Below are 4,799 nucleotides of genomic sequence, written 5' to 3' on the forward strand. Positions count from 1 at the left end.
CATGGCCGCCGACGAGCGCGAGCGCGTTCTGCTCGACCTCGTCCGCGCCACGGCCGCGACCGTCCTGTCGTACAGCGGACCCGCCGCCGTCACCCCGGACGGGGCGTTCGCCGACCTGGGCTTCGACTCGCTGACCGCCGTCGAGCTCCGCAACCGGCTCACCGCCGCCACCGGTGTGCGCCTGCCCGCGACCCTCGTGTTCGACCACCCGACCCCGCTGCGGCTGGCCGCCCACCTCGCGGGCAAGTCCGCGGGTCCAGCCGCGGACACGGCCCCCGCGCGGACCGCGCCGGCCACGATCCGCGACGAGGACGACCCGGTCGTCGTCGTCGGCATGGCGTGTCGCTACCCCGGTGGTGTGACCTCCCCGGAGGGTCTGTGGGACCTCGTCTTCGAGGGCGGTGACGCCATCGGGCCATTCCCGGCGGACCGCGGCTGGGACACCGCCGCGCTGTACGACCCGGACCCGGACAACCCGGGCACCTCCTACACGGCCGAGGGCGGCTTCCTGCGCGACGCCGCCGACTTCGACCCAGCCCCGTTCGGCATCTCCCCGCGTGAGGCGCTGGCGATGGACCCACAGCAGCGGCTGCTGCTGGAGACATCCTGGGAAGCGCTGGAACGCGCCGGAATCGACCCGCGTTCCGTACGCGGCACCGAGGGCAGCGTCTTCGCGGGTGTGATGTACCACGACTACGCGGGCAGGCTCGTCTCCCTGCCGGAGGGTGTCGAAGGCTACCTGGGCACCGGAAACTCCGGCAGCGTCGCCTCCGGGCGCATCGCCTATGTCTTCGGCCTGGAAGGGCCCGCCGTCACCGTGGACACGGCGTGCTCGTCGTCGCTGGTGGCGTTGCACCTGGCTGTGCAGGCGCTGCGGTCGGGGGAGTGCTCGCTGGCGCTGGCCGGCGGTGTCGCCGTGATGGCGACCCCCTCCACGTTCGTCGACTTCTCGCGGCAGCGTGCGCTGGCCGCGGACGGCCGGTGCAAGTCCTTCGCCGAGGGCGCGGACGGCACCGGATGGGGCGAAGGCGCCGGGATGTTGGTGGTGGAGCGCCTGTCGGATGCGCGCAGGCTCGGGCACCCGGTGCTGGCGGTGCTGCGTGGTTCGGCGGTCAATCAGGACGGGGCGTCGAACGGGCTGACGGCACCGAACGGCCCCTCGCAGGAGCGGGTGATCCGGCAGGCGCTGGCCAACGCCGGTCTCGCACCGGCTGATGTGGACCTGGTGGAGGCCCACGGCACCGGCACGGCGCTGGGCGATCCGATCGAGGCGCAGGCGGTGCTGGCGACGTACGGCCAGGGCCGGGAGCGCCCCGTGTCGCTGGGTTCGATCAAATCGAACATCGGTCACACCCAGGCCGCGGCGGGGGTGGCCGGGGTGATCAAGGTCGTCGAGGCGATGCGCCGTGGAGTGCTGCCCAGGACGTTGCACGTCGATCGCCCGACGTCGCAGGTGGACTGGTCGGCCGGTGCCGTCGAGTTGCTGACCGAGGCGCAGTCGTGGCCCGAGCTGGAGCGGCCCGCCCGCGCAGCGGTGTCGTCGTTCGGTGTGAGCGGCACCAACGCCCATGTCATCCTCGAACAGGGCGACCCGGTCGCCGCGGCTGAGCCGAGTGACGACCTCGTACCCTTCGTGATGTCCGCGCGTACTCCGGAGGCGCTGCGGGCGCAGGCCGCCCGGCTTGCGGAGGTGTTGCCGGGTCTTCCTTCGGCGTCGGCGGCGTATTCGCTGGCCACCACGCGTACCGCATTCGACCGGCGGGCCGTGGCGCTGAGCCCGGACGCACTCGCCGCGCTGGCCGACGGTGTGCCGCACCCGTTGTTGGTGGAGGGTGCGGCTGGGGAGCCGGGCCGGGTGGTGTTCGTGTTTCCGGGGCAGGGTTCGCAGTGGGTGGGGATGGCGCGCGAGCTGGCGGGGGAGTCGCCGGTGTTCGCGGGGCGGTTGTCGGAGTGTGCGGCGGCGTTGGAGCCGTTCGTGGACTGGTCGTTGGCCGATGTGCTGGACGATGCCGACTTGTTGGGTCGGGTTGATGTGGTGCAGCCGGTGTTGTGGGCTGTGATGGTGTCGTTGGCCGAGTTGTGGCGGTCGTGGGGGATCGAGCCGGACGCTGTGGTGGGGCATTCGCAGGGTGAGATCGCGGCTGCGGTGGTGGCGGGGGCGCTGTCTCTGGAGGACGGTGCTCGGGTGGTGGCGTTGCGGTCGCGGGTGCTGACCCGGCTGGCGGGTCGTGGCGGGATGGTGTCGGTCGCGTTGGGTGAGGTCGAGGTTCGTGACCGCATTGCCGGGTTCGGTGAGCGGGTGTCGATCGCTGCGGTCAATGGCGAGACAGCGGTGGTGGTGTCGGGTGAGCCGGAGGCTCTCGACGAGCTGATCGCCGCCTGTGCGGCCGACGGTGTGCGGGCGAAGCGGGTCCCGGTGGACTATGCCTCGCATTCGGCGCAGGTCGATGAGCTGCGCGACGAGCTGTTGGCCGCACTGGAGCCGGTCCGCCCGCGCGCCGGGACCGTGCCCATCCGCTCGACCCTCACCGGGCGGGTTGCGGATGGCTCGGGGATGGATGCCGGGTATTGGTTCGACAACCTCCGCTCCACCGTCCGGTTCTCCGACGCTGTCACCGCGCTGGCTGCGGAGGGGTTCGGCACGTTCGTGGAGTGTTCTCCGCATCCGGTGTTGACGATGTCCCTGCCCGACGATGTGGTCGCGGTCGGTTCGCTCAAGCGCGACGAGGGTGGGCTGGAGCGGATGCTGCTCTCCCTGGGGGAGGCCGTCGTGCACGGCGTGACGCCGGACTGGCGGGGGGTGATCCCCGGCGGCGAACGCGTCGAGCTGCCCACCTACCCGTTCCAGCACCAGCGCTTCTGGCCGCAGCGCGTCAGCCCCGCCGCGGGCACCCTGACCGGCTTCGGCCAGGGCGCGGCGGACCACCCGTTCCTCGCCGCGCTGGTCTCGCTGGCCGACGGCGACGGGGCCGTGCTCACCGGCCGCCTCGCCCTCGACGACCACCCTTGGCTGGCCGACCATGTCGTGGCGGGACGACTCATCGTCCCCGGCACCGCGCTGGTCGAGCTGGCGCTGTGCGCGGGCGAACACACGGGAACCCCGCACATCGAGGAACTGACCCTCCAGCAGCCGCTGACCCTGCCCGAGCAGGGCGCACTGCGACTCCAGGTCTCCGTCGGCCCGGAGCACGGCGGCCGCCGTACCGTGTCGATCCACTCGCGGCCCGACGGCGACGAGGCCCCGTGGGCCCGCCACGCCGACGGCCACCTGACCATCACCGCGCCCGAAGCGCCCGCCCTCGGCACCTGGCCTCCGGAGTCCGCCACCGAGATCGCCGTGGACGGGCTGTACGCCGGGCTGGCGGGGCAGGATCTCGCCTACGGACCCGCCTTCCAGGGTTTGCGCCGTGCGTGGCGGGACGGCGACGACGTCCTCGGGGAGGTCCGCCTCGACGACGCCGAGCACGCCGCCGCCGCACGGTTCGGCCTGCATCCGGCCGTGCTCGACGCCGCCCTGCACGCGATCGCGCTCGGCGGCTTCGTCACCGACGCCACCCGCGGTGGGCTCCCGTTCTCCTTCACCGACGTCCGGCTCTCCGCCACCGGCGCGACCACCCTGCGGGTCCGGGTCGCCGCGGCGGGTCCCGACACCGTCACCGTCACCGCCACCGATCACCAGGGGAACCCCGTCGTCCGTGTGGGAGCGCTCGCCGTGCGGCCGATCGATCCCGCCGCGCTCGCCCCCGCGTCCGGCGCCGCCCTCTATGCCCTGGACCGCACCGAGGTCGAGGCACGACAGGTCGACGGTTCCGACGGCGACGGCGTTGACGACGTGCTCGACGTCCACGACCAGCCGTTGGCCGACGTCCTCGCCGCCGTGCAGGAGTGGTTGGCCGACGAGACGCGCGGTCTGCTCGTCGTGCGCACTCGCGACACCGTCGCCGGGGCCGCCGTGCGCGGCCTGGTCCGGGCCGCCGCCAACGAGAACCCCGGCCGTCTCGCGCTGGTCGACACCGACGACTCGCTCGACACCACCGTGTTCTCCGCCGAGGAGCCCGAGCTCGTCGTGCGCGACGGCCGGGTCCTGGCTCCGCGCCTGGTCCGCGCCGACACCACCCCGGCCGACGAGCCGTTCCACGCGGACAGTCGGGTGCTGATCACGGGTGGTACCGGCACGCTGGGTGTGTTGCTCGCGCGTCATCTGGTTGCTGAGCATGGTGTCCGGGAGTTGGTGCTGGTCGGTCGTCGTGGTGCGGATGCTGCCGGTGCGGAGGCTGTGGTCGCCGAGTTGGCGGAGCTGGGTGCCACCGCATGGGTTGTGGCTTGTGATGTGGCCGATCGCGAGGCTGTGGCGGCCTTGCTGGCGGAGTATCCGGTGACGGCGGTGGTGCACGCGGCGGGTGTGCTCGACGACGGTGTGGTCACCGCGCTCACCCCCGACCGGCTCGACGCCGTGCTCGCCCCGAAGCTCACCGCCGCCCGTATCCTGGCCGAGCTGACCGGCGACCTCACCGCATTCGTCCTGTTCTCCTCCGCCGCGGGCGTGTTCGGCAACCCCGGCCAGTCCGGCTACGCCGCCGCCAACAGCGCACTCGACGCCCTCGCCGCCGAGCTGCGCGCCACGGGTGTCCCGGCGACCTCGCTGCCCTGGGGGTTGTGGGCCAGCGCCAGCGGCATGACGGGGCATCTCGACGACACGCAGCGGCGCCGCACCGCACGAGGCGGGGCGCGTGCCCTGGCTGACGCCGATGCCCTGGCCCTGTTCAGCGCCGCCGTTCGCGCGGACGCCGCCGTTCTGC

The 4,799-nt window shown here is 73.1% G+C and carries 1 protein-coding gene; it reads left to right on the top strand.

The genetic code is table 11. The features are described 5' to 3' along the window. The coding region (locus SACPADRAFT_RS27125; RefSeq protein WP_007026537.1) for a type I polyketide synthase at positions 1-4,799 on the top strand (4,799 nt) is incomplete at both ends.

Origin of the sequence: Saccharomonospora iraqiensis subsp. paurometabolica YIM 90007 (genome assembly GCF_000231035.2) — a bacterium.
Taxonomy (GTDB): Bacteria; Actinomycetota; Actinomycetes; order Mycobacteriales; family Pseudonocardiaceae; genus Saccharomonospora; species Saccharomonospora paurometabolica.